Below are 25,712 nucleotides of genomic sequence, written 5' to 3' on the forward strand. Positions count from 1 at the left end.
GGCAGTTGAAAATGGCTACAGATTTTGCGACTTTGTTTGCTCTGCGAGATGAGTTTTTATTTGCTGAAGAACTTCTTCGAAACAAGGTATTTAACGACAAGCCGGATTCAAACGCTTTGGTAAAGGCGGCTGTGCTGGCATGGGTTGCCGAAAGAGTTCAATACGCGATTGACGCTAACCTCGAATCAATTCGGGAAGAAAGAGAGTGGAGCAGAAAAAGTGAGTCGGTTTAATATTGATCGCAATCCAATCTGTTGGAATGAGCGTGTCCACTTGGAACCGGAACGGCTTAACGACATTTGTAACCTAGAGGATTTCATCAACGAAAACTTCGTTAAACAGGGATTCACGCCGGTCCAACATGGCCGAGTCATCGCATTGAGAGCCACCGACAAAGGCCGCAAATCCAGTGCCTTTGCCTCGGCCCTATACCTTGGCAAATACGATGACATGGGCAATACCGACCGTTTCATTAACGGCATGGTCAAGGCCGGTCACTCCTATGAGCCTATCCGTGGAGAGACAGTAACCTTCCTTTTTATTGGCGTGAGTAAGACTGTCTACGATCACCTGATCACCTACACCATCCGTAACCGCCGAATAGCCGGTGGCTTTCGAGCAAATAAACCTTGGGGATTTGTGGTTCCGTATGAAGCAAAGGACCCATGGCTATACCATCGGATGTTGGAAGAGCAACTAGCTCGATGTGAACAGCTTCGAAAAGACCACCCCGAAGAATCGCTGCAAGCCATTCGCTCACTTTATCCCATAGGCGTGATGATGCCACCGTTCATGCTGGACTTTTCTGAGGAAGCTCTGGTGAAGAACGTGTTCAAGCAACGTATCTGGGAACAGGGTGCTCAAGGTGAAACCCGCGATATCGTCAACTCCATGTTCGAAACTGTCCGTTCACTTGACCCCGAGAAATGGGAAACATTACAGGAATACCACGGTCCCCATATCGAGGGTCATAATCGAGCGATGCGGAAGCTACGGGAACAGCGGCCTACCCTACGGCAATTAGTAGCCAAAAATAAAAACGCCCAGGCCGACGTGATGGACCTGGACGTGTATGAGTTGCTGATGGACACTGTGGGGAAGTTGCCGAAAACGATGTGGGATAAAGCAAGCTAGTTACTCATTTTTCATGACGGATATGGCTCAGATTTTTATGTATTAACTGATACTCTTCAAAACTGATCTCCCCTTTGGCATATCGTCTTGCCGCGATTTTATGTGGTGAAGAGTATCTTTTATAGGAAAATACGATAATTACAAACGGAATCGCCATGAATAGAAGCATGACTGTAATAAAAAGAGGACTAAGGTTAAGCGCCTCTAACATCGAACAACACCTCCATTATGTTTCCTAATTATAACAGACATTAGCTATAAAGATGTAGGGGGTAGCTTTTTGACAAATCAATCAGGTAAGAATCGGGTGCTAGTTGGCGACTGTCTAGATGTGCTCAAATCCCTGCCCGACAATTCTATCGATTCCTGCGTAACAGACCCACCTTACGGTCTTTCCAAAGAGCCAAACATCCGAGAAGTCCTCTCAAAGTGGATGGCTGGCGAGGATTACACCCACCAGGCCAAAGGATTCATGGGTAAGTCCTGGGACTCATTCGTCCCGGGACCCGCCATCTGGCGAGAGGTTTATCGCGTCTTGAAACCTGGCGGCCACATCCTTTGCTTCTCTGGCACACGAACCCAAGACCTCATGACCGTCGCCCTTCGGATGGCCGGTTTTGAAATCAGAGATGTCATCGAATGGCTGTACACCAGCGGATTCCCCAAAAGCATGGACGTCAGCAAAGCCTTCGATAAACGAGCGGGGGTTGAACGGCATATCATCGGAGAACGAGAAGTACCAGATAAGCGTAATGGTCATGGTAGGGCGTATGGTTCATCGCTGTTCGCCGGGGAACAGACAGGGAAAATCGTTCATTACATTACCGAACCAGCGACCGACCTAGCCAAGCAATGGGATGGATGGGGTACATCGATCAAACCCGCACATGAGCCGATAATAATGGCGAGGAAGCCCATGGAGGGAAATACTTGCGAGAATGTTGAGCTATACGGTACTGGCGCTGTTAACATCCGAGACTGCCGAGTACCATCAGATCAATCCGAAGAAGGCCGATTTCCAGCCAACTGCGTGACCACCAATGATGATGAGTGGTACAGCCAATTCTTCAATATCTCGCCCAAAGAAATCTCCAAGAAGTCTAGTAAGAAAGATCGCAACAGCGACTGGCAAGGTAACGTCATTGACCTCCAAGAACGGCGCACATATCCCGGCACAGGCCGTGGCGTCATTAACAGCAAGTACACCATGGACGGCCGTGAGCGTAAGCCGGTAAAAAGCCGTAACCATCACCCGACCGTAAAACCAGTCGACCTCATGGCATGGCTGATAAAACTCATTACTCCACCCGGCGGTATCGTTCTTGACCCGTTCGGAGGTAGTGGTAGCACTGCGGTCGCAGCCCGGAAAAATGGATTTGACTTCATCTTAATTGAACGCGAAGGAGACTACGCAGAAGTGGCAAGAGCGAGGGCGTGCTGATGGCAAAAGTGATTGATTACCGTAAGGCTCTTACGTTGGCAGAAGGGGAGGCCCGGTTGTTCATCACCTTCGTGAACGGCATGGCCAGATTACGAAAGTCTCACAGTTTTTCAGAACTAGATATCGAGTATTATCAACGTTTGACAAAAAGACTTAACCTTCTCAAGCAATGGGAAGCTGTTGAACAACAACATTCTGAAAGGAAGATTGCATAATGAAAATCGCTCTGACAGGGAAAATGCGTTCCGGTAAAGATGCCGCTGCCGATTATTTGGCTGATCATTACGGGTTTAGGAAGTTCGCCTTCGGTGATGCCATTCGCAACCTCTGTAAAGATCTGTTCCCCAACGCTGATGAAGACGGCAAGCCCCGTGCGCTTTATCAAAATGTCGGTCAAGCCTTACGTGATGTAGACCCCGATGTATGGGTGAACTATGTACTACGGCAAATCGAAAGAGAAACTGGCCCAGATGATGATATCGTAATCACCGACCTCCGCCAATGGAACGAATATTTCTCATTACTTGAAGCTGGTTTTGATGTAGTAAAAATCAATTCCTCAGCAACCACACGGATACAGCGTATGAAGCGACTGGGTGAACAGATTCAACTGGCTCAATTTAACCATGAGACGGAAAAGTTCGTTGAGCAGATTGATGCCGATTTCGAGATTACAAACGAGGGAACATTGAAAGAATTGTACTGCTTAATCGACAACGCTTTACTTCATATCAAAGAGGAGGCGGCTTAACTGGGGAAAGTCATTGATTTCTCCGCAAAGGAACGGCGATTGGATGATGCCTATCCATTAGATAGCGAACGAGGAATCTACGCTTTGCTCACTCAACTTCACCATGTCCGGGAATCCCGCTTTCTTAGAGGTGATTATGATGCTAGTTTGTTATTGATGGACTTAGCACAATCCGTCGCAGAAGCAAATCTTACCCATCGCCAGAAGCAAGCGTTGAGACTGGTCTTCATACACGACTTCATTCAAAAGGACGCTGCCCATTGGATGAACATCTCACAACAGGCCGTCAGTGAGCATGTTCGCTCGGCCATTCAGCGGATCGCTCAGGTCAATGAAGAGAAAGAGGTGGCATGATGGTGTTCTCTACAGAGTCGAATTATAAAGCATCATTCGCTAAAGCAGTAGACCTCTTAACTACCCAACACATGCCGGTTCAATGGCGGGTTAAGGCTGTTGATGATCTGATTGAGGCGTATGTAAAACAGGTGGGGGAGGTGCCCAACGAGCGTCAACTAGAACGGCTAACAAACTACATCCTTCGAGATTCCAAAAACCAGCCGGATAAAGTGAGTAAAACCGAGTATCCAGAACTCAATGAAACTCAATGGAAGGTTCGCTCGAATAGAGAGATACCGTTGGAGCAAGTCGGCAATTTTTCCGTTGAAACAAAGCGGGTTGGGGTTAGGTTTAAGCATCGCGATAAGTGTAGAAGAACCGCATGATTACACTCTGTTAAATCAGGGAACGGATATCTTAACGATATTCGAGGGGGCTCCTCAGAAACAGGTGGATCAATGAGTCTAAAAGCATGGTTGCTGCTGTTATTGAACATCTCCCTAATTTTAGCAGGACAGACCCTTATCCGATTGGAGCTAGACCGAATGGGCGGTTTTGAGTTTTCAAACTTACTCAAAGCCGCCACGTCTCCCGGTATTCTTGGTGGTGTGGTGTTACTTACTCTCGCTTTGCCGGTGTGGTTCAAGTTGCTAACAATGGTCCCATTCAGCACAGCATTCCCGGCACAAGGGCTCATTCATTTCCTTGGAATTATCGTTGGGTGGCTGGTGTTTTCGGAGTATGTGCCAACGGTCAGATGGATAGGGGGACTGTTTCTAATGGTTGGGGCTTATCTCGTTTCACTTCAATGACAGGAAGGGTAGGGGATCGGTTAACGGCGGTCCTCTCCAAACTTAACTTTACTATTGAATTAGTCCTAGATAAGCTGTACCTGCCTCGCAACAACAGCAGGGAGGATTACAGAATGACAGAGTTTTATCAGACCGGCCTGGGCAGGAAGTTTTACGAACGGGATATTCCGAAAATTGCCGAATCCCTGTCCACCATCGCCGAGCAACTGACCCGGTTGAACCAGAACATCGAGAAGCTCAATGAGAACATGAGTAAACCAGAAAAAGCTGAGTAACGCCAACAACAGTCCCCCGGCAACGGGGGCTGTTTCGCTCTTTGATAACTAAAAAAGCCCACGCCAAATAGGCGACGGTCGTGAGATTAGAGAACCCTCGCTTGATATGTGGTTGGACGTAGACTCTGGTATAGCTGGGTGGACTTCGCTGTTGATCGTATGAGCTAACTGGCCTTCTATATTGTCGATTAAGTCTTCTTAACAGCCAAGTTCACATGATGTTCACAGACCTTTCAGATCTCTTTCAGTTAGTCTCTGTAATCTATAAACACAGAGAAAAACTAAATATCATCTGGGAGGTTATCAAAATGAGTTCCGTAACCAATCAAATCCCCGTAAATCTGAATAGTAACAGTAAGGCAGCTAGCCGGTCCTCGGTCGGCAAAATAAAAGGCATCGTTTCAGTTTCGTTAGCATTTCTTGGATTGATTGTCACTGTGACCGGGCTGGGCCTCATGGTCGCTCCTCATGGCCCCGCAGCTTCTCAAGGTTGGACGTTCCTTGGAATGAACGTACCTGTTATGAAAGATCTGCACATCTGGCTAGGATTCGGGATGGTTGCGTTTATTATCGGACATCTCACCCTCAATCTGAAAACTTTATTCGCTGAGCTTAAACTCTTTTTCCGGTAAACCTTTGATACCCAGCCCCGTCAGTTTCGTTTCTGGCGGGGTTCTCTATTTATGTAGATAGCCAGCTAATATCTGATCGAACGCCTCCTTATAATCCGGTCCATCATGCACTAGACCAAGATGAATTTATATGAAGCCAATGCTTGTCGTTGATTTCAACGGTAAAAATCTTATGCGAAATTAAATTTTTAATTTTTTGTTGGGGCCGGTTATTCCTCGATATTCATTCCTCCTTGATGGGCGGTCGCCGCAGTGACATCATCGCTCTAGTGGGGAAGGAAGTCAATGGGTGAATATGAAAGAGAAGATTGAGTAAAGGGAAAAATGCGTCAAAGTATTTTCAGACCTTGGTAGGCAGGAGATTGAATCTTGTTGTAAATCCGTCCAATATTGTTGACAATGAAACAGGTTAAATCCCTTAAATTTAACTTTAGCTTGCGTATACCCATTTAAACTAATAGAATAAAATGGTTCTAATAAATGTTTAACAGAACGGGGAGTTGATATCGGAGTTCAACAAATAGATGTTATGAAAGGAGGAATAAAAACCTAAATCAATGTGAGTTACTTATGTTTAATAAATAAAGGAGATATAAAAAATGAATTTAAGTAAAAAAACAATTGTGTTATTAATGTGTTTGGTCTTTCTGTTTTCCGTTAATACTTCAGCATTTGCATGCCCAACCCACGAATTTAAGGTATTAAAAGATGACGGGAACATTAGGCAAATTAGTACGGTGTGCAATAATGTCGAAATCTATGCTGAGCTAAATACTGTTGCTTATCAAGTTTCATTAAGCACTGTAGATAGCATGAAAATAGAGAAAAAATACAAGGTAAATATAGAGACCTTTCTTGATGGTGTTTTATCAGGGTCTTTAATCGATCTTGAAACTAATGAAGTACATGTTATTGGACAATCAGATATAGTTTTACCTATTAGTGATGAGGCTATTAAAGCCGTGCTTACTTACCTTTTTATAGATGAACAATACAATCGACAGATTATTGTGTCTGATGGCATAATGTACCTAGATACTCCATGGGTGATGGCTGTACTAAATCGATATGATTCTAAGTTTTATTACTGTGCCATAGTTCATAATGGACATACTTATATTGGTCCGGGTCTTACCACCAACGAAGCATTAGAACGTGTTAAACTGGGAAAAGACGTATTCGGACAAACGCAAAGTTATGCTATGGTTATAGCGAATTTAGCTGGTGGTGGATATACAAATCCTGAAATTCATGGAAATATTCCGTTTTATTTCTATCACTACCACCCCAAAAGTGGAACTAATATAATGCCAGCACAGTGTTTTTATGCAGCTAATACACCGATTAGATAAGATTAAACCTTAAATAAATGAGATTTTGGAAAGAGCTAATTGCAAATGTTGAAGCGTCCGGCCCGACCACTGCCGAACGCTTTTTCTTTTGTTTTTATGTAAAAAGAAGGAAATCAGTCTCGCCACATCGAATAATCACTCACCAAATGTTGGAAGAGAGTGGTTCCTGACGATGAAAAGCGAAGCAGATAAACTTCTGAAATTAATCCACAAAAAACGCCACGAAGCGTCCCGACTCCTACTGACCCGTAGGATTAATCAAGCAATCCTGGTATCCCGTGAAGTCGACCGGCTACGGGAAGAGTATTGCCGGTTAAAGTTTGAAGAGCAGTTAAACCGAAGACCATACATCCACCAATACACCAGGAATATGCTTTAGAAAAGGGAAAGCGTGGCCCCATATCGAAAGGCTCACGCTTCAATCTGTTCACCATCGGGCAAAATAGAGTACGGATAAGTCAATACGTCCGGAAGGGGGAGAAGAGATGCCCTCAGTTGACACCGAATCGAACGTCTATTTTTCACCGACGTAAAACAAAAGAAAACCACAGCCTCCGGCATCCGTGGTCGTGCCTCCCGACTGGGCCGTGTCGGCAGCATGGTCATGCCATCCGACCGGATGTCGGGGAAGGCCAAGCGTAACTGCCGTCGGCCAGGGCCGTTGATCACATACTCACCGTTAGATGACTTGGTTTCATTTGACGTATTCGACCGGATGAAGTACGAACAGCATGTCCAACTGCTCCCGAAGTGGCGGAAGAAGTATGGCGATGACTATATCTGTGGGGAGTGGGGGCTGACGAGGTATGGGTGGGAGATTATCTGGGAAGCCTTAAATTTGAAGATTAATTTCGCGAACAGATAATTTCTAAGTTGGGAACGTCATTATGAGAAGTCTTTTCCTCATAAATATCCAAAATAATGTCGAAACGGTAATTTCGCTTATATCCATCGTAATAGCCACAGTAGGAAGTTATCTTATCGCTCGTTATAATTTGAAAAAATACGGGCTTTTGTTCTTAATCAGTTCAGTAGTGGGCACATTAGTTTGTTATTTTTTTGTAACCGTTGGGTTTTATTCTTTTCCATTTCGGTTGTTTCCATCATTATTTAAGTTCCCCTTCTTCGCTATTCTTACAGTATTTTCTTTTTATGTTTTGATCGGGGTTCGTTTCAGCCCGACTAAATGGGCTTACAAGATTCCATTCTATTGGACGATAATTAATATTGGCATTTTTATAGAGTCTATTTTGGAGACCAAAACAAATCTAATTAAATATCAGTGGGCTTGGGACTTCTGGGATTCTTACACTGCTTGGTGGCTATTCTTTCTCTTGTTTGAAGTGATTGGTGGAAAGATAGTCCCACCGGAATCTCGTCTACCTATTCCAGATGAAGCTTTTCGGTATGGTAAATGGGCGTGGTTTGTTTTTCACGCTGTGATGTTGTCGGCGGCCATCGGGGTCGGAATTAATCTTGGTTCGATGTTACCTAAACAGTAATTGGGCTTAAACGAAAGAGTCCTGTTCACCAGTGCCGAACGTTTGTTTCTATTTTGCTGATTTTTTCAACTTGAATATCTTGTGATATTGATAGAACATCCAAAACAGTGGCCAATCCGAAAAGTACGACCATCCAAGGTGCAACCATCCCGTATAAAAGATATGTCCGGTTATAAAGTGAACGTACTCTATTAATGCTGCGATACCATTCCAAAAAAACGATTACCCAAACATTCTCCAAAAAGTTTGAGAACGTGGTAGCCACTGAATGAAAGATAGATTACGACAGGATAGACACTCGTGTCATCCGTTAGGTCGGCGTTAAGGACAGTTTCTTTCGTAAGTATTAAATGAAAAGAAAGGATGAGAAAAAATGGTTAAATCGTTTTTAATGTTAGGACAGTCAAATATGGCTGGACGGGGCTTTATTCATGAAGTACCCCCGATTTACAATGAAAGAATACAAATGTTGCGGAATGGTAGATGGCAAATGATGACTGAGCCCATCAATTATGACCGTCCTGTTTCGGGAATAAGTCTGGCTGGTTCATTCGCAGATGCATGGTGTCGTCAAAATGCAAAAGATATTATTGGCTTAATTCCTTGTGCTGAAGGTGGAAGTACACTAGATGAGTGGGCTGTAGACGAAGTGCTTTTTAGACATGCGATAGCTGAAGCTAAATTTGCAATGCAAAGTAGTGAGTTAAAAGGAATTCTATGGCATCAAGGAGAAAGTGATAGTGTTAATGGTAACTACAAAGTATATTATAAAAAGTTACTTTTAATTATTGAGGCTCTCAGAAAGGAGTTGGATGCTCCAGATATTCCTATTATTATTGGTGGTTTAGGAGATTTTTTAGGCAAAGAAGGATTTGGAAAAAACTGTATCGAATATAATCTCATCAATCAGGAGTTGGAAAAATTTTCTTTTGAACAAGATAATTGTTACTTTGTCACTGCCTCAGGTTTAACTTCTAATCCTGATGGTATTCATATTGATGCAATTTCTCAAAGAAAATTTGGTTTACGATATTTTGAAGCCTTTGCTAATAGGCAACATGTATTGAAGCCATTAATTAATGAAAATGAGCTGCTAATTCTAAATCATGCCAGAACATATACTAAAACAGAAAAGATATATATTAAAAGTATGGATTTCGTATTGGGAAAAATATCATATGAAGAATTAGTATCCCAATTTATGCAAATCAATAATGATTAGCCTGGTGATTACGAAGTAACTATCAATATAATTTTGATGAATATTTTTTGATACATTACTGATTTTAGACTACATCCTTGAAACTATAATCAGTAGGGTAGTCTGCTCGATTTAGTGGTTAATTATTTCGGTTCCCCAACATTCCCTTCAACGCCAATATCTGCTATAACTGCCCAACCTGCAATCCCACCGCCATCACGTCGCCAAACAGCGGTCTCACTGCATAACAGCAGGACAGGGGAGTAGCTTTGTTTCCTTAACGTGTTTAAAATTGTAAATTTGGATGGGCTTTGAACGACTGGTTTCGACAAGTTTTTACATTACTAGTATGGTAAAATATTCTCTGACAATTTTGACATAAAGGTGAGGTAGTTGACTTACAAACTAGAGTTTGACGGAAGAGATATTTACCTTAGGTTAAGAGGCCACATTACAGTGTTAAATTCAAGACGGTTAAGAGAAGAACTTTTAGACTTTATTGATCATGGTCAATACTTTATCCACATTGATATGACCGAGGTCGATTTCATTGACGGCATTGCATTGGGGGCTTTGGTGTCCATTTTGAGGAGAACTAAAGAATATGGCGGGAATGTTTTTATAATAAAGCCTAGAAGTTTTATTCGGGAGATTTTCAATCTCACTCGGTTGAACGAAGTGTTTGAAATTCGATAAGGGATATTGAGTAAGCGTTTGGCCCTCTAACTGCCTGACGCTTTTTCTTATTCCGGTAGGGTAGGGGAATAAGGTTGCCCCATTATGCCGAATTCGATTGGTGTGATACGTAGATTCCTCCACAGAATATCGAGGAAAATATAATATCAACACAAAAAGGCCCAGGACTTCTCATCCTGAGCCTTAACTTTATCCACTTCAAACCCCCGTAGGCGTCACGTCAGGCGTCAGAACCCCGTTGTAACCACTGCCTACCATCGCAAAACCCCAGCTAACTCATGGTCGGGGCGACAGGATTCGAACCTGCGGCCTCATTACTGTTGTTTCATTACCGGTACATAACGGGGTGGGGAAGAGGCCCACACGACACCCACATCGCCCCACCGTTCCCTCCAACGCCAATATCTGCTATAACTGACCTACTGTTAATCCCACGCCAAACAGTGGCCCTTTACCGGCAAAACAAAAGCCGGGCCAATGGCCCGACGTTATCCTAGGCCCATATCATGTTGCTTCAAATATTGTTACAAATATTTTTCCTTTCGCAAAAAGTGAAAGAAGGAATTTTTGTCATTTTACTGAAATAAATTGAAATACCCCCTAATTAATAAACGGAGAGGAGATGAAATTAAGTATGGCTTTTTTTATTACCTCGGCATGCATCAATTGTGGAGTATGTGAAAACGAGTGCCCTGTTGAATGTATTTCATCGGGTAGAGACGTTTTTATCATTGATCCTGATAAGTGTATTGACTGTGGAGCTTGTTTTAATGTTTGTCCCGTAGATGCTCCCCAACCACAATAAAAGTTCCCATCAAATCACCTTGGAACATTGGACCGCTACAAACAGATGTTTATGGCGGTTCTTTTTTGTGTATCACGCACCCTCAGTCTCAAAGCCGGGCCATAGGCATGACGTCATCAACACCTCATATCTTCAAATCCCAGTGGCTTCACCTAATTCGTCAGTTCTCTCCATCGCTTATCATCGAAAAATCTCTGTAACCACATTAAAAAGGCCCAGGACTTCTCAGTCTAGGCCTTCACTTTATCATTTCAAACCCCCGTAGGCGTCACTTCAGGCGTCATATCCCAACCGTATCAACCGCCTACCATCACAAAACCCCACCTAACTCATGGTCGGGGCGAGAGGATTCGAACCTGCGGCCTCTTGGTCCCGAACCAAGCACGCTACCAAAGGTTAGGGATTCATAGAGGCTTGTACACCTATTCTAATCCCGCTACCCTGCACCGTCAATGGTTTCTCCATTTAGACCTAAAAGCGTCATCATGGCATCAAGTTGGCCATCGCGTCACCCGTAGGCGTCGGTTTGAGGCGTCAGCCGTATTTCGGGGTTTTTTCATGGTAAAACCGGCTTTTCTAGAGTTTCACAAGAACTTTTTTTAGTCAAGAGAACTCCGTTCATTTGGGCTAGGGCTTTGGCCATTTCTTCAACACCGATGTGATCGAGGTAGATGTCGACCGTAGTCTGGATGGTCGTATGTCCCAAGACTTCCTGTACGACCTTCATGGATTTCGTGGCATCCAGAATAAAGAGCCCAGCCGTATGCCGTAAGCTGTGGAAGGTCGTCTTCGGCAGACCAGCCTTGTCCAACAGCTTCTCAAACATCCGGGTGAACGATGTGGGATCAAGTGGCCGTCCATCATTTGAACAGAACACTAAGTCATAATTAAGGTATTTTTCGCCCGCAATTTCTTTGTCCTGATCCACGCTAAGTTTGTGTTTATGTATGTCTATCATTAAATCAGCTGGTATCGGCAGGGGCCGTTTGCTCCGCTGGGTCTTTGGCGTTTGGAAGATAAGATGTGTTCTCTTTCCTTTATAATCAGGTTTCTGAATACGCTGCAAGGTCTGCCGGACGTACAGTATCCGCCGATCAAAATCAATATCTTGCCAGCGGAGGCCCAATAGTTCCCCTCGTCGTAATCCTAACCGTAACTCCAATAAAAAAGCAGCATACAATCTGTGGTCCTCAATGGACTTCAAGAACTGCCGGACTTCCTCCAACTTCAATGGACGGATGTCTGGCTTAACTTTTTTCGGTAGTTTCACAGCGTCCGCAGGGTTCTTCAGCAGCTTGCCTTCCTTGATGGCTTGTTCGAAGGCACCGGATATGACGTTATGGATATGACGGATAGTCCTGGGGGCTAGGGATCTACCGTTGTCAGCTCTGGGTTTCAGTTTAGCGTTGTACATCAGTTGGATATCAGAGGTCTGGATTTTCTGCAAGGCCAGCGATCCCAGCGTGGGGATGATGTGTACTCGGGCCATCGTCTCGTACTGTGCATACGTCGTAGGCTTCACGTTTGGCTCGATGCACTCAGCCAACCAGTAAGTCATCCATTCCTTGACGGTCATCCTCGTAGGCTCTACGAAATTACCGGTGATGATTTGTGCCTTCGCTGCTATCATCTTGTTGTAGGCTTCCTCATGGGACTTGCCGAGGTAGTTGTAGCGTTTTTTATTGCCGGTGGCGGGATCAGTGTGAAAGAAACGGGCTTCCCATCGGCCGTCTTTTCGTTGGTATACGTTGCCTTCGCCGTTGGTGCGTTTGGTCATGATAAGGTCCACCTTCCCGATGTTTAGTTGGGTCAGTGGACAGTGTTGATTGAAAAGGGGAGGGGAGTCAAGAAAAAAGGTATCTAGTTGGAAATAAAAATAAAGAAATAGAGGAAAAAGATCGAAGGCGTCGTATATCAAGAGTAAAAACAGACTTGAAGTGATTAATTTGAATTATTTGTTTTGGAATACCAAAAAAACCCCTGTTAACAGTGTATTGAGTAAAATTATAAGAAGACGCAAATGTGATATCATTGCTTTAGCGGAATATACAGATAATGTAACATCTTTGATTAATGACATAAGCGATGAGAAAACAAGATATTATCAGATACCGTCCATAGGTTGTGATAGAATAAAAGTCATTGCTAATATCAAGCCCGCCAGAATAAAATTTCTTAAGGATACTGATTATTACACCATCTTACAATTTCCACATGAAACATTAAAATATCATATTGTTTCTTTTGTGCATTTTTCGAGTAAGATGTATCGGGAAAGAACAGATTTTTTATTCTATTCACAACTATTAAAGAACGATATTGATCAGATTGAATTAGTAGTAAATAATAAAAATACAGTAATAGTTGGAGATTTTAATATGAATCCATTTGAGGACGCAATGGTTGCTGCATCTGCTTTCCACGCAGTTCCAACAAGAGATGTAGCAAATAGAAAATCAAGAAAAGTTTCTGGATTAAATCATTCAATGTTCTATAACCCTATGTGGAATCTATTTGGGGATAAAAACAACCCACCTGGAACGTATTATTACAGTAACTCAAATCAAGTTAACTATTTTTGGCATATATTTGATCAAGTGCTAATACGCCCCTCTTTAATCAATAGATTACCGTTAGAGAGTATAGATATTATTAATTTTGTTGAAGAAGAGTCACTAGTTAACAAAAGAGGAATTCCTAATATAAGCGATCATTTGCCTTTGTTTTTTACAATAGTTTAGGAGTGTGACCTGAATGAATTTAAGAAATCTATGGCCAGAACAATTTACTTTTGAAAAAATTACGACACCAAAAGAGACATTGGAGCAACAAGCGTCCTTTTTACCTAAATTAACTGGAGATTTAGTACATGCAGAAGTTGAAGAGGTGGGTAAATATCTCGCTAACGCGAAAAGTATTACCGATCCGTTCAAATACGAATTTTTAATTAAGGGAAAATTTATTGAAGATTATTCATTTCGGGTTTTTATTATTACTCATGACGTCTTAATTTATCCAATTAAAATTCTGCTCGATAGTGGCATATATGAAGAACTTAATGGAACTGATACTTCGGTATGGATTAAAGTAAACGACGAAGAAGAGTTTTTCAATATTTTGGAAAGAACGTTACGAAGCAATAGAATTAGAAGAGTCATTTCATCAATTATGAGTTTATCTAAGTAATAATACGGCCGCATAGCTCGGTTAAGCTATTTTTAGTATTAAATTATTTCTTAAGAATCCCATCCCCCACCACAACCGTTATAACGCCCCACGTCCAATTCGACCCCCATTCTGGTATGAATGGTATAGATGTCCGTTTTCAAAGGTACACAGGGCATTCTGTGGGGTCGGATCTGAATGGTGGAGGAAATTATTAGGTGAGATAGCGGTAGTCAGTGTTTTATATCGCTCGATTGCCGGTCACTATATTAGTAAACCGCCCGTCCTCGGAGCCTTACCGATAAGCCCGTTATTGGGAGGCCAGTGGGGAGGGGCGGTTTTTATCGTACTAAGACTTTTCAAGACTGAGTTGCCATGAGACACCATATTTATCTTGAATCCAACCGTACTTTTCGCTAAATGGGTAAGCAGCTAACGGCATTAAAACTGTGCCACCGTCAGAAAGCTTTTCATAATAATGAATAACTTCCTCCTCACTATCGCATGTGACGTATAACGATATTGCTGGAGTAAACGTAAATTCATGATTAATGCTGCTGTCTATGGCCATAAATACTTGGCCTTTTAATGAAAAGGAAGCGAGCACCACAGATCCCTCTGTACCGGCATCGTTAGATCCGTAACGAGTAATACTTAGAATTTCCGATTGGTCGAATAGAGAGCAGTAAAAGTTCATAGCTTCTTCAGCGTTACCGGAGAACATTAAGAATGTCGTAATTTTTTGATGCTGTTTCACTTAGTCAGCTCCTTATCGCAAATCAGAGAAGTGATTCCGGTAGTTTTCCTGGGTGGGAGCAGAGGGTACACCGATAATATGCCCTATTTACAAAACTGAACTCGAATAATCACCTAAAATCCCCCATCTCCCACCACGACCGCTGTAACGCCCCACGTTTAATTCAACCCCCATACTGGCATGAATGGTATAGCCACTCTTTTTCGAAGCCACACAGGGCATTCTGTGGGGTCGGGTTTGAAGGGTGGAGGAAATAATTAGGTGAAAACTCACAGTCCGGTAAGTTATCGGGCTGTTTTTCTTTTGATGCAGGACTAGAATGACTGTAAGTTAAACTGACAGTCATTCTGGCTTGATAGACGATAACCTCGTCAATAAGGTGGATTACTCGAAAACACTAAAGAATGACTCTAAATTGAACTTAGGGTCATTCAACTCTCATCAAATTTAATCATGGTAAAAGCTTTGTCAGTTGAACTGACGATCATAGGTCTACGGCTATGATAATGAAGGATGTTCGATAATAAGGACTCCCTTTTAGTTCGAAAAAATTGATCACATAGATGCACGACCTAAAATCAATTTAGATCGTCAGATTAGCCAGTCATCAATAGGGTATATACACTGAAAATACCCTCTTCGGTAATTGCATTATTTTTGCATTCACGAATTTCGGGAGCACAAAGTAATGCCTTCTATAGATGATTTGTGGGTGAACTTTTTTCCTTCGCAAAAAGATAGCCATCGCAAATACCTTTACCCATCTCAACTCGCAAACCTTCTATAACAATATCGGTTTTTCCTATGCTGTTTACTCTCGACATAAGTTCATCTTTAGGCCGACTTTGAACCTCGGTTTAACTGAGTTTCAAACACTGTGTTATACCATCTGCGAATTGCGTGTAGTTCATTGACTCCTTAAGGCTATCCGGAATTTTCGGGTACCCTCACAGAGTATAGATAGCGTCAATTCAACTGACTTCATCGGAACAATCAACAACATTACATTTTGTAAGGTCGAGACTTAATAAAAAGGTGTCTGGAGCAGAGTATTTACAGCTAACTCCGCTCCACATAACGATGAGAAATTTTTAATCCCTTTTGCTCAAAAGCTTTCTGAACATCTTCTCTCGATAGGTTCCATGCCAAAGCCCGTTCCTTAATACCCGCAAGTTTAGCCAATTCTTTCTTCGGTAGCTTATCATCGGCTCGTTGTTGTAACGCTTCAACAGCAATATCCGCTAGTTTGTACGTTGCAGCATCAGATTTTTTCTGTTTGAACTCTTCAAACGCCACGGTTTCTAGTAGGCAACCCTTCAGTTTTTTCTGTTGGATGAACTGGGCCAAATATGGGTTCTTGTCAAATAGCCACATTTCAACCTTCTGAGAACTGTTCGGATCTCGGTCAATCCGTAGCGATCCCTGAACCATGTTTTCTGCCGTTTTTAGCAACCGGACAGCTTCCATACTTGCTGATGTATAGTAAACTCGATTTCTGTAGCGGAATGTCCCGTAGGTTCCGAAGTAACCTAATTCATCCATACTTCGTCCAAGAATGCTCTGTTCCACTAACGCATGATTCGCTTCAATCAACGCTGGAGGATATTCGATTCGGCTGGTAAAGACCACACAAGTGTAGTCTTGATATTCATTGGTGCCAATTAAATTTCCGTCATAGGCGACAGTCACTTTTTCCTCAGAGATTTCGTTCGCAAAGAGCCGAGATAGGGAAGTGGCGTTGTTCTTCAAGGTGACGACAAGGGTCCGCTTGTGCCTAGGAAGGATATCCCGCCGAACCACATCAACCACATTCTGGTTAATTTCAGCAACGATATCTTGGGGCTGTGAAAGCTTTGTTTTACTGATAGATATCTTGGCTTGGTAGATGGTCCAGTTTTTGTATGAACGGATATCGGCACAGTCATAGCGTTGAAATCTTCTTGGGTCAGCGTAATCAGCAGAAATATCTGATGTACCGTCGAGGATGAACACGTTCATTGAATCGCTGGCTATTGGTCTCCAACGGGCGAAACTAATCTGCCAATTCTTTGATTCATCTTTTATGCCGTGATGCGTGGTGATTACTGCAAATCGATTCATGAACAAATGTTCGATATCGTAAAAAAGCTTGAACTCGTCCATGCCTATGTGCTTTCGCAGAAAAGATCGCAGTCCGGGCATAGACTTCTTCAATTGTTTCATCGATTCCTCATCCAAAGAAACATTAACCAAGTTCGAATCAGATATCTGCCATTGGGCGATTAGGTTAATTGCTTTGGCGATCTCATTGATATCCTTAACCTTACGATAATACTTTTTCCCATCGTCATTCAGTTCACTTACAACATCCTGAACTTTTTTCACCAGAAGCTTCATTGAATTAGAATCAAGAATCGTGCTGCGAATTAGTTCGGGCTTTTCGTCAATAATCATAACTCGCCGCCGGTGACGTTTGCCGAGATAATCCTCCCACTGACCATATTGGCTAACAAAATACCCGTCCCGTTCGTTGTCCATCATTAGCCGTTCATGCGTCATGATGACAATGGGGTATCTTTTCTGTAACCCATACTGCTTAATCAACGGACAATTTCTTTGTTTATCGCAGTTAGCACCATAGCACATACCGAAAGTGTACTCTTTATGGCCCTGTGAACATAATTTCGGGTTCCAAGATTCCATGATGAAGGCTTTCTGCTCTATAACTTCATCTAACAGAAGTAATTTATCTTTCTCATGCCCGTCGATATCCGCCACGCCGTTAAGATAACTGGCTAAATCATGCATATCATTCTTGGTTCGGCAGACAAAAATTGCTCCAAAAGAATGGTCTAGAGCTGAGGCCGTTCTGCCAAACTGCTTCATCAATGTTGTCTTGCTAAATCCAGGTTGACCTGCGATGGCCGTAATTTTACCCAGTGGTTCCGGATGGCCAAACAGCCTGGCCAAGTTTTCAACATCCCTGGCATGACTGAGTTGCACCACTTTATTTCGTTTTGACATGGTGCGGATAGTATTTTTAGCAGATAGCCGTGCGATTTCCTGTGCCAATGGATCAGATATTTCCGGAAGATCACCGATATTGATCACTGGAATGTCCGTCATCACATGGGCGTAGTCCCATACGTCTTCCACGTACTCTTCAAAGGACTGGCCGACAGATTGAATGACCTCGGCTTCATCTCCATACCGATATAAGCCGTTTATTTTTGCGAAGTCGACGGCATCATCGAAGTCACCACTGTATTCCAACGCATCTAAGATATTCCGGTTCCCGCAAACATGACAGTAATAATTCCCGCTATCCCAAAAGAACACAGTGGAAGCATTACGATCTTTGTGGTCGGGGTAGATGCATCGGCAAGATGTCTTATTGTCATAGTCCTTTGCCTTATCTAACTCACTCACTACCATATCCCGAAACTCGGCGTATTCGGACTGGTCACAATCAAACTGGCGGGTAACTTTCACTGGACTATAAACATCAGGCGTGGCCGCAACAATATCTTCCTGTCGATAAACCTTTCCACTATAATGGATAACTTCGCAGGTGTGACCGTTAGGCTTGCAGTTGTTGAAACCCGGCAACCTCATCTTTTGGGCAGAATTCACTAGCGATGGGTCACTGTTGAAGCTTTTTATAAGCCTTTCCTGGATATGGCGAAACATACTCACCTTGGCATCTTGAACAAACCAATAGGCGTGATAGGACTTTCCGCCACTGTAGACCAACAGACTTGGATCCAATGGAAAATTGTCGATAAGTTTCCGCTGCTCATCGAGAGAGACGTCATCCATTTCCATAAAGTGTGCACGAATACCGGTAATTTCGCTGTCCTTCGTACCGCCAGTGTTGACCACGAAATAAACGCCAAAGCCTCTGCGGTTGTAATCCTCCAGTTGGGTCATGGCTTCAGCGATAGCGGTAGGTGAATATTCAAACGGAATATCCCGTACAGCATCACCACCGTTTTCTTGGCGGACGAAGGCATGGACGATCTCGCCGGGGTCGTGGAATAACTTTAAGAAATCAACGGTATTCAATGATTGCTGTGTTTTCTGTTCGTTCAAATATTTCCCTCCAGCGGACAACACCGATTAGTTGATGATTTCGTTGGTACAACATCCAAAAAATAATAACGATGCCATATGTGTTGCGGTTAGTATGCTGATGAAGCCCGTGGTCCCGTAGATGGTAAAGTAGGGGAGAACCGCCGTTTGAGTCCGTTTAGAAAAGATCGGGGGAGGAGTACGGTAATAACGCAAACCTGCAAAATTCTCTAAGTAGTATATATATTAGAACGTTTTGCAGGTTTCTCCCCCGACCTTCACGAGGCTGTGAAGTATCCTCATATCCTTCTGTGTTGTGATGCACCGTTAACGATGATGATGCCATCACAAGAAATCAATTCATCAAATTGATGAGTCGCCCTCGCCCATCTATAAGCAAAGGGTCCGAGTTAAATTCGTACCCTTTATCTGAAGGCTTCAAAGTAAAGCTGATAAACACCAAGGCTGCCGTCAAATTATCGGCCACCTAAAACTCATCTTGTTCCCTTCCATAACGAGATGAAAAGAGTTATAGTGTGCACCACGAAGCCCATAACTTCGTCGGGCTAACCGGCTTAACTCTCATCTTGTTAGTGGAAAGGGCGTAACAGCAATGATCACAGCATTCATCGATAACCTCCATCGCCAAGGAAAAAGCGATGTGACCCAGCAATCATATCTATCCAGTTGGAACCGCTTTGCTACATGGTTCGGCATCGAGTACCCCCACCCCACCCCCAACGGGGGGCCTATGGAACCGCAGATGGCTACCCAACTGGACGTAGCAAATTTTAAACGCCAAGGTTCAAAGCTGTATAAGCCGAGTACGCTGGCGTTGACGATGGTTCATCTAAATGTGATATTTCGTTGGATGGTACAGCACGGTCACATTCCAGATAATCCAGTTGAAAATCTCGATCGGCTGACCGTTCCTCAATCTGCACCAAAATGGCTGAACCGGCAAGAACAGAATTCTCTCATTAGAATGGTACGGCAACATGGCGATATCCGGGAGTTGGCGATCATTACACTGATGCTGCATAGTGGTGTGCGTGTGCAGGAACTGTGTGATATTCGGATGAATGACCTCAAGCTCAGCGAACGGAAAGGCACGTTGACCATCCAATCCGGAAAGCACGGCAAGTATCGGGAAATACCGTTGAACATTGATATTCGACGAGTACTGGCCCGTTATCTTGAAACCCGGCAAACCACTGGCGATTATCTGTTCTATACCCAGCGAAGGGAAAAGATGACCACTAAGGCCGTTCAGTGCATTGTCAAGAAATACTCCAGATTAACCGGCATTGAGCATCTGACCTGCCATACACTACGGCATACCTTTGCCCATGAGCTGTCCATTAGGAAAGTCCCGATGGATGTGATCGCTCGGTTGATGGGACATATGAAAAGCGATGGCTCACCGAATTTGGCGATGACCAGCCGTTATACGATGCCAGGGGAAGATGACTTGGCGAGGGCCGTTGAGGAACTGAGTTGGGTGTAACCTATTTCTTTTTGTAATAGGTTAACAATGTTGCTGTTCCCTAAAGGGGGGCGATTTAATTTTGACCCAATAAAGTGGTGGTCGAATTAAATTCGGGTACCAATGGTACGGCTTATACCAGTACCCTTAATAGCTGGCATGAATGCGAAATGCCACGTAAGGCCACACGTTGCCCTGTGTGCCCTTCTGATGAGAAAGGTGGGAGCATTATATTAGAACATATGTTCGATTGAACGTGTGCCAACGTGCAGGGCGACAGGGCCAATTGTCCAAACGATCAACCATATACTTGTCCAGATGAACAATCGGGATGAATGCATAAGCGATGGGCGTCCAGTATTAGTGGACAGGGTTTGTCGGTTAAACCGATTAGACTCTTTCAATTGAAGCGTACTTTGCACCTTACAATTTGTAATGTGCAAAAGTAGTTCAAAGTCATCTATGGGGTCGACTTGTTCTATGGGTAATATAATGAACGTCATTTTAAGTGACGTTACCTTCCCAGATCTTAGGAACGTCGTTTGAACCGACGTTGCAATTCCGGAAATTACGAATTCGCAATTTGATCCTCACCCCGAGTTAGGATCAAAATTTAGGGTAGTCGGTTAAACCGACGAGGCTCTAATGAGGTAACCCGGAATTTCCGGGGTAGCTATCTCTTCAACCTAAATTAAATTGATTTTGGTTGACTTGATTATCAAAGAGCTGATACACCATCGTAATGATACAATAATCATTGGCAATATGTAATAGTGGGATGTTGGTTCAAATTCCGTACATTTACTTGTCACAAATGGTCCTAAAGTAGGAACAGTCAAGGTTGTATATTTACCCCCGAGCTAACCTAGTGTGTGAAATAACGAAGAGGGTCAGTCAATTCGACTGGCTCTTTATTATTTTGCTAGCAAGTCTAAAAATCACGCCACCGAGAGGAGGTGATCCAACTGACTATGTTAACTCCAGAATCTATCCGCATCGTACGCACGCATCTGGGAATTACACAGGGCCAACTGGCTCGGAGATCGGGTATCAGTACATCGTTGGTATCTTCGATTGAACGTGAGGAAAAGCGTTTGCTGCCGGAAGTGGAACAGCGTATCCGGAAAGCCTTGGCCATCAGCGATGACACTGTTGACGAAATCCTCAAGTTGCACAGAAAGGTCATCGCTCAATTTTAAGCACACTTATATAGGAAAGAACAATCACGAGGAGGTGTACGATGTTTACAGAAAACCCCAATCAACTCATTCGGCGTAGGCAGTTCAGCTTTGAGATGCTTCAGGCCATTGAGTTACTCAGCCTTCCCAACAAAGGCGGCCACACATTGAAAGAGATTGCCGATATTTGTGGCGTAAACGAAAAAACCCTCCGTCGCTGGAGGGCAGAAGAGAACTTTCAGAAAGAGATCCAGAAGCGAGTGTTGCAGAGTGTCAATGAGATGCTGGCGGATGTAATGGACGCAACAGTGGCGAGAGCGGTTGATGGCTCGGGGAAACATGCTGAGTTAGTGCTCAAAAGCCTAGGCATTCTTAAGGACCAGCACAATATCGTTGCGACACAAGTTGCTGAAGATTATCGCAGTAATGAGGCCATTGAACGGGAAATCGAGGAATTGAAACGTGAACTTGCTAAATTTGATGAGTAAGGGAGGATTCACAGATGGAATTTAAATTGTTGATGCAGGAGTTTAGAGATGAAGCAGCTCGTATGCTAGCGAAGGTCGATGGTCTCATTCACGATAAAGAAAAGGCTAACCAACGTCAAGATGAATTGAAGCAAGAGTACAGTGAGATGCTGTTAGGCGATGTGCCTCAAGCAGATTTATCAAAGAAGAAGCGAGAGTTAGATCGGGTATCTCAAGAGCTTGCAGATTATGATGAACGTATTGAAGCAGTACGGCAATTGCGACTTGATAAGCTGAGATCCCGATTGCCGGAATTAAATGAGGCAAAGCTTCGTGAGTATGATCGGAGAAGTGAAGTTTATAAAGCAACGATACCCGAAGCTCGGCGTTTGAAAGCAGAACTATTGCTGTATTACTGCCAGATGCGAAGGAAAATAAACGATATCCGTGCAGTGCATAACCAGTTCATGGAAGCAGTCAATGCCTGTAACCTTGATGAATTACCATTTCTGACTTATAAACGCCAAACTCCCCATATTCCCGTTTTTTCATTGTTAAGCACATACAGTGGGGGAATGGATGCTCCCTTTGCACCATTAGAAGAGGAAATTATCAATGCGTTTGAATACGCCAAGGTACAACCATGGATTCGATTATATGGCGAGACCGGGGAACTGCTATCCGATAGTATTAAAGCAAATAAGCGATTACAGGAGTTGAAGAATAATGAGTAAAGTATGGAAGTATAGGCCTAACGCCAACGGTGACCTATTGAAGATCATGGTGGAAGACGGTGAGGAAGTGGCGATGAAGCCGATGACTTCGTTGGAACTGTTGGCCCTCGGGTATGAGCGATTGAACCAGGAAAGGGAAGCGAAGGAGAAGAAAGAGGAAAAGCAGCAGACTACAGTGGTGCCGTTGAAGGAAGCTGATGCCAATGATTCGCTCTCATTGTTACGGCGTGGATACGAGTTAAGTGAACAACAGCGTCGTAACGGATAATTGTAACCACTGCGGAAGGGCCACGTGCCTTTCCGCTTTTTTGTCGTTTATGGGACAATGATCGCTATTCAATTCGGGAAGGGATAGGCAGCAAGCCGTCCTTCCGTTGTTGGTCGCTATTTAATTTTGAGGAAAGCCGGGTTCAAAGTGGCGATCCTGATGATTGGCGGTTATGGAGGACCGCAGTGACATCATCGCTCTGGTGGGGGAGGAAGTCAAGGGGGTTATATGTTGCGACGCTCAATCAAGTATTGCAAGGATTTCAATACCACCTTTGCAAGACATGAAGAGAAACTACCTCTGAGGTTTGTCGATAGTCTCTTATTTTACTTGGTTGAGGATATATAGGCTTCAAGTTAGGTTATAAACTCTAAGGGAATAGGTTAAGAAATCAACGATTCAGGAAGGAATTGGACAAAATGCGTTGAACTGGTTACATATAAGTTCCGTCGAGGTGATTTGCATGAGAGAGTTTATTAGGGAGAAAATGAATTGCATTTATCAAGACCTTAACTTAGAATTACAACTAAATGGTGGCAATTGTTGTGAGCTGAAAGAAGTTCGTTTTGATGGTTATAACTTACCAGACTATTCTTTGCCGATGGTACAACAACTTTATCTCTTACGTTATTTTCCGGCATATCTATTCGAATATTATGATATTTACAAGACACTGTTAAATCTAAATTTTATTAATACTAAAGAAATTAATGTATTATCAATTGGGGCTGGTTGTTGGCTAGATTATTACGGTCTTCATTTTGCGTTAAGAGACACGGGTACACGGGTAAAACGATTGTCTTATACTCCTCTTGATAAGATAGAATGGATGTATACTGATGATTTGGGAAACGATTGCTGTTATCCAGAAATCTCAGATATCACCAACTGGTCAAGTCTTGATTGGGATCGTTACAATATTATTATGTTTCCAAAATCAATTGGTGAATTTTCCAATGAGACCTTCGGAAAATTGATTACAGCTATTTCTAATACGGAGTTTTGTCAGACGGAAATATGTATTCTATGTTCTTATAGAGCTACACGTGTAGAGTATGATGTAGCGAGGCTAAGGGCAATTGTAAATACATTTATAAACGTACACAATTATACTTCACTAGATGCTGTTGGTAATTATTATGAATTCCCTGACGGAGAATACTATTCAGATATTCACAGAGAGGCTGTATATCCAAAAGATATTTATGATGCCGTATCCGAATTGCTTTGTTCATGCGATACATATCGAAGGAATAATTATAATTCTTGCGAAGATGACTGTAAATCACTTAATCGCAGACCTATGAAAAAAACCTCGTATATTAAATATGACATAATAAGACTTAAATGGATCCCACCTATCTATTAATGAGTTCTTGACGAGTAAATTCTAGTAAAAACGTTTTTGCCAAGCACCCCCAGTCAATAACCATTATATAATTTGAAGATAAATACAGAGGAGTTAAAAACTAAGAGGAAGGTATATTAAATATGAAGTTTTTTATTCCAAGTGTATGATGGGGGAGTATTAAGAATGATTTTAAGCGTTAGTAGAAGAACGGATATTCCAGCTTTTTACTCCGATTGGTTTATTAACAGAATTAGAGAAGGATTCGTCTTGGTAAAAAATCCCATGAACACTAAGCAAGTAAGTAAAATAATTCTCAACCCTGAATTAATCGATTGCATCGTATTCTGGACTAAGAACCCAAAACCTATGATAAATAAACTAGATAACTTAAAGGACTATAACTATTATTTTCAGTTTACTCTGAATTCATATGATAAAACAATTGAACCGAGTGTACCTAAAAAAACTTATTTAATTAATACCTTTATCGAGTTATCAAATAAAATTGGTAAGAATAAGGTTATATGGAGATACGATCCTATTTTTTTGACTGAGGTTTTTACAAAAGAATATCATTTTAAGTGGTTTGAATACCTCGCCAAGAGACTAAGTTCTTATACTAATAAATGTGTCATTAGTTTCTTAGATTTATATGCAAAAACAGAGAGAAACTTAACAAGCCATACCATTATTCCTTTCAAAGAGAATGATATCGTCGAAATTGCTGAAAATTTATCGACAATAGCAGCAAAATATAATTTAATTATAGAAACTTGTTCCGAGTTAGTAAATTTGTCTGATTATAACATAAATCATGGTAAATGTATTGATGATAAAATTATATCAGATGTAATAGGCGAAAAAATACATATTGAAAAGGATTCAACGCAGCGTGAAGAATGTGGGTGTGTTAAGAGTATAGATATCGGAGCGTACAATACCTGTAAACACTTATGCTTATATTGTTACGCTAATTTTAATACAAAAATGGTAGAAAAAAATATTTTATTGCATGATAAAAAATCTCCACTTCTTTATGGTAAACTAAATGGTGATGAAAAAATAAACATAAGAAAGATGACTTCATATAGGAAGAATCAAGGAACACTCTTTTCTAACAAATAAACTTACCGTACTAAAAAGGCCCAGGACTTCTCATCCTGAGCCTTAAATTTATTCACTTCAAACCACCGTGGGCGTCAAGTTAGGCGTCAATCCTAACTGCATCAACCGCCCGACTGTATAAACTCCCAGCTAAACCATGGTCGGGGCGACAGGATTCGAACCTGCGGCCTCTTTACTGTTGTTTCACTACCGGT

General features: G+C 42.5%; 28 protein-coding genes. 24 read left to right on the plus strand and 4 right to left on the minus strand.

Annotated elements, in window-relative coordinates; translation table 11 throughout:
* Positions 1 to 11 precede the first annotated feature (11 nt).
* Entirely contained in the window at positions 12 to 233 is a 222-nt protein-coding gene (locus tag GJ688_RS13715) for a hypothetical protein (RefSeq protein WP_155477123.1), read from the plus strand.
* Positions 220 to 1,134, plus strand: coding sequence for an FAD-dependent thymidylate synthase (locus tag GJ688_RS13720; protein ID WP_170291986.1), 915 nt, complete (start codon positions 220 to 222; stop codon positions 1,132 to 1,134). The genes GJ688_RS13715 and GJ688_RS13720 overlap by 14 nt, the downstream gene beginning before the upstream one ends.
* A gap of 4 nt (positions 1,135 to 1,138) precedes the next feature.
* Here the strand turns inward: GJ688_RS13720 and GJ688_RS13725 are convergent, their stop codons facing one another.
* On the minus strand, positions 1,139 to 1,345 hold the full coding sequence (locus GJ688_RS13725; RefSeq protein WP_155477125.1) for an SHOCT domain-containing protein: 207 nt from the start codon (positions 1,343 to 1,345) through the stop codon (positions 1,139 to 1,141).
* 69 nt (positions 1,346 to 1,414) lie between these two features.
* Between GJ688_RS13725 and GJ688_RS13730 the strand changes: the two genes are divergently transcribed.
* The 13 genes from GJ688_RS13730 (at position 1,415) to GJ688_RS13795 (ending at position 10,937) form a co-directional block, all read left to right on the plus strand.
* Positions 1,415 to 2,575: a DNA-methyltransferase gene (locus GJ688_RS13730; protein WP_155477126.1), complete on the plus strand. Its 1,161-nt coding sequence runs from the start codon at positions 1,415 to 1,417 to the stop codon at positions 2,573 to 2,575.
* Positions 2,575 to 2,790, plus strand: coding sequence for a hypothetical protein (locus GJ688_RS13735; protein WP_155477127.1), 216 nt, complete (start codon positions 2,575 to 2,577; stop codon positions 2,788 to 2,790). Before GJ688_RS13730 ends, GJ688_RS13735 begins: the two co-directional genes overlap by 1 nt.
* Positions 2,790 to 3,326 (plus strand): AAA family ATPase, encoded by a 537-nt coding sequence (locus tag GJ688_RS13740; RefSeq protein ID WP_155477128.1) that lies wholly within the window; start codon positions 2,790 to 2,792, stop codon positions 3,324 to 3,326. The genes GJ688_RS13735 and GJ688_RS13740 overlap by 1 nt, the downstream gene beginning before the upstream one ends.
* A 39-nt stretch (positions 3,327 to 3,365) precedes the next feature.
* Positions 3,366 to 3,680 carry a sigma factor-like helix-turn-helix DNA-binding protein gene (locus tag GJ688_RS13745; protein WP_235910990.1) on the plus strand — a complete coding sequence of 105 codons (315 nt, stop codon included), beginning with the start codon at positions 3,366 to 3,368 and terminating at the stop codon, positions 3,678 to 3,680.
* A gap of 2 nt (positions 3,681 to 3,682) precedes the next feature.
* Positions 3,683 to 4,048 carry a hypothetical protein gene (locus GJ688_RS13750; protein ID WP_207708817.1) on the plus strand — a complete coding sequence of 122 codons (366 nt, stop codon included), beginning with the start codon at positions 3,683 to 3,685 and terminating at the stop codon, positions 4,046 to 4,048.
* A 72-nt stretch (positions 4,049 to 4,120) separates the two neighbouring features.
* Positions 4,121 to 4,474: a hypothetical protein gene (locus tag GJ688_RS13755; protein ID WP_155477130.1), complete on the plus strand. Its 354-nt coding sequence runs from the start codon at positions 4,121 to 4,123 to the stop codon at positions 4,472 to 4,474.
* Between the two features lie 113 nt (positions 4,475 to 4,587).
* Positions 4,588 to 4,749: a hypothetical protein gene (locus GJ688_RS13760; protein WP_155477131.1), complete on the plus strand. Its 162-nt coding sequence runs from the start codon at positions 4,588 to 4,590 to the stop codon at positions 4,747 to 4,749.
* 308 nt (positions 4,750 to 5,057) lie between these two features.
* A complete protein-coding gene (locus tag GJ688_RS13765; protein ID WP_170291987.1) occupies positions 5,058 to 5,381 on the plus strand; it encodes a DUF4405 domain-containing protein in 324 nt (107 codons plus the stop codon).
* Between the two features lie 599 nt (positions 5,382 to 5,980).
* Complete coding sequence (locus tag GJ688_RS13770; RefSeq protein WP_155477133.1) at positions 5,981 to 6,733, plus strand: hypothetical protein; 753 nt, start codon at positions 5,981 to 5,983, stop codon at positions 6,731 to 6,733.
* An 887-nt stretch (positions 6,734 to 7,620) separates the two neighbouring features.
* The gene (locus GJ688_RS13780; RefSeq protein WP_155477135.1) at positions 7,621 to 8,235 is read left to right on the plus strand and encodes a CBO0543 family protein; all 615 of its coding nucleotides are present in this window, start codon (positions 7,621 to 7,623) and stop codon (positions 8,233 to 8,235) included.
* 373 nt (positions 8,236 to 8,608) lie between these two features.
* Positions 8,609 to 9,457: a sialate O-acetylesterase gene (locus GJ688_RS13785; protein WP_155477136.1), complete on the plus strand. Its 849-nt coding sequence runs from the start codon at positions 8,609 to 8,611 to the stop codon at positions 9,455 to 9,457.
* Between the two features lie 372 nt (positions 9,458 to 9,829).
* A complete protein-coding gene (locus tag GJ688_RS21590) occupies positions 9,830 to 10,132 on the plus strand; it encodes an STAS domain-containing protein (RefSeq protein WP_155477137.1) in 303 nt (100 codons plus the stop codon).
* Between the two features lie 634 nt (positions 10,133 to 10,766).
* Positions 10,767 to 10,937: a 4Fe-4S binding protein gene (locus GJ688_RS13795; protein WP_155477138.1), complete on the plus strand. Its 171-nt coding sequence runs from the start codon at positions 10,767 to 10,769 to the stop codon at positions 10,935 to 10,937.
* Between the two features lie 556 nt (positions 10,938 to 11,493).
* On the opposite strand, the gene GJ688_RS13800 is transcribed toward GJ688_RS13795, so the two are convergent.
* The gene (locus GJ688_RS13800) at positions 11,494 to 12,714 is read right to left on the minus strand and encodes a tyrosine-type recombinase/integrase (RefSeq protein WP_155477139.1); all 1,221 of its coding nucleotides are present in this window, start codon (positions 12,712 to 12,714) and stop codon (positions 11,494 to 11,496) included.
* Between the two features lie 169 nt (positions 12,715 to 12,883).
* On the opposite strand from GJ688_RS13800, the gene GJ688_RS13805 reads away from it, so the two are divergent.
* Positions 12,884 to 13,678, plus strand: coding sequence for an endonuclease/exonuclease/phosphatase family protein (locus GJ688_RS13805; RefSeq protein WP_170291988.1), 795 nt, complete (start codon positions 12,884 to 12,886; stop codon positions 13,676 to 13,678).
* A gap of 13 nt (positions 13,679 to 13,691) precedes the next feature.
* Complete coding sequence (locus GJ688_RS13810; RefSeq protein ID WP_155477141.1) at positions 13,692 to 14,123, plus strand: hypothetical protein; 432 nt, start codon at positions 13,692 to 13,694, stop codon at positions 14,121 to 14,123.
* Positions 14,124 to 14,451: 328 nt separating this feature from the next.
* Here the strand turns inward: GJ688_RS13810 and GJ688_RS13815 are convergent, their stop codons facing one another.
* The gene (locus GJ688_RS13815; RefSeq protein ID WP_328597374.1) at positions 14,452 to 14,859 is read right to left on the minus strand and encodes a VOC family protein; all 408 of its coding nucleotides are present in this window, start codon (positions 14,857 to 14,859) and stop codon (positions 14,452 to 14,454) included.
* A 1,059-nt stretch (positions 14,860 to 15,918) separates the two neighbouring features.
* Positions 15,919 to 18,930 (minus strand): DNA-primase RepB domain-containing protein, encoded by a 3,012-nt coding sequence (locus tag GJ688_RS13820; protein WP_170291989.1) that lies wholly within the window; start codon positions 18,928 to 18,930, stop codon positions 15,919 to 15,921.
* A 592-nt stretch (positions 18,931 to 19,522) separates the two neighbouring features.
* Between GJ688_RS13820 and GJ688_RS13825 the strand changes: the two genes are divergently transcribed.
* From GJ688_RS13825 to GJ688_RS13855, 7 genes are all read left to right on the plus strand, one after another.
* Complete coding sequence (locus GJ688_RS13825) at positions 19,523 to 20,416, plus strand: tyrosine-type recombinase/integrase (protein ID WP_155477143.1); 894 nt, start codon at positions 19,523 to 19,525, stop codon at positions 20,414 to 20,416.
* Between the two features lie 950 nt (positions 20,417 to 21,366).
* A complete protein-coding gene (locus tag GJ688_RS13830; protein ID WP_155477144.1) occupies positions 21,367 to 21,594 on the plus strand; it encodes a helix-turn-helix domain-containing protein in 228 nt (75 codons plus the stop codon).
* A 41-nt stretch (positions 21,595 to 21,635) separates the two neighbouring features.
* Complete coding sequence (locus GJ688_RS13835) at positions 21,636 to 22,061, plus strand: phBC6A51 family helix-turn-helix protein (protein WP_155477145.1); 426 nt, start codon at positions 21,636 to 21,638, stop codon at positions 22,059 to 22,061.
* A 14-nt stretch (positions 22,062 to 22,075) separates the two neighbouring features.
* On the plus strand, positions 22,076 to 22,774 hold the full coding sequence (locus GJ688_RS13840; RefSeq protein WP_155477146.1) for a hypothetical protein: 699 nt from the start codon (positions 22,076 to 22,078) through the stop codon (positions 22,772 to 22,774).
* Complete coding sequence (locus GJ688_RS13845; protein ID WP_155477147.1) at positions 22,767 to 23,042, plus strand: hypothetical protein; 276 nt, start codon at positions 22,767 to 22,769, stop codon at positions 23,040 to 23,042. Before GJ688_RS13840 ends, GJ688_RS13845 begins: the two co-directional genes overlap by 8 nt.
* Positions 23,043 to 23,505: 463 nt before the next feature.
* Positions 23,506 to 24,411 (plus strand): hypothetical protein, encoded by a 906-nt coding sequence (locus GJ688_RS13850; RefSeq protein WP_155477148.1) that lies wholly within the window; start codon positions 23,506 to 23,508, stop codon positions 24,409 to 24,411.
* A 165-nt stretch (positions 24,412 to 24,576) separates the two neighbouring features.
* On the plus strand, positions 24,577 to 25,518 hold the full coding sequence (locus tag GJ688_RS13855; protein WP_155477149.1) for a DUF1848 domain-containing protein: 942 nt from the start codon (positions 24,577 to 24,579) through the stop codon (positions 25,516 to 25,518).
* The last annotated feature ends 194 nt before the right edge of the window (positions 25,519 to 25,712 follow it).

Origin of the sequence: Heliobacterium mobile (assembly GCF_009720735.1) — a bacterium.
GTDB lineage: Bacteria > Bacillota > Desulfitobacteriia > Heliobacteriales > Heliobacteriaceae > Heliobacterium > Heliobacterium mobile.